This is a genomic window from Vibrio sp. 10N.261.52.A1 (genome assembly GCF_002876325.1).
GTDB lineage: Bacteria > Pseudomonadota > Gammaproteobacteria > Enterobacterales > Vibrionaceae > Vibrio > Vibrio chagasii.
Genome location: NZ_MCYD01000436.1, coordinates 1 through 466 on the forward strand (window position 1 = coordinate 1; position 466 = coordinate 466).

Consider the following 466-nt stretch of genomic DNA (forward strand, 5'->3'; position numbering starts at 1 on the left):
GGAGACTGGTCGTAGCGAAAAAATGGGCCCAGAACTACTGCGCTTTACTGACCGTCATTCTCGTCCGTTTGTTCTTAGCCCAACAGCTGAAGAAGTAATCACTAGCCTAGTTCGTAACGAAGTAAACTCGTACAAACAGCTACCACTGAACTTGTACCAGATTCAAACTAAGTTCCGTGATGAGCGTCGTCCACGTTTCGGTGTTATGCGTGCTCGTGAATTCTCTATGATGGATGCGTACAGCTTCGACATCGACAAAGAAGGCCTAGAAAAGTCTTACCAAGCGATGCACGATGCTTACTGTAATGCATTCGACCGCATGGGTCTTGAGTACCGTCCAGTACTAGCAGACTCAGGCGCTATCGGTGGTAGTGGTTCTCAAGAGTTCCACGTACTAGCGGAAAGCGGCGAAGACCTAATCGCATTCTCTACAGAATCTGATTACGCAGCAAACATCGAGAAAGCT

Annotated in this window: 1 protein-coding gene; it reads left to right on the forward strand. The window is 47.9% G+C overall.

Annotation, left to right across the window (positions count from 1 at the left end; all coding sequences use genetic code 11):
• Nucleotides 1-466: aminoacyl--tRNA ligase-related protein (locus BCT81_RS05185; protein WP_347232104.1), on the forward strand; the 466-nt coding region annotated here is incomplete at both ends.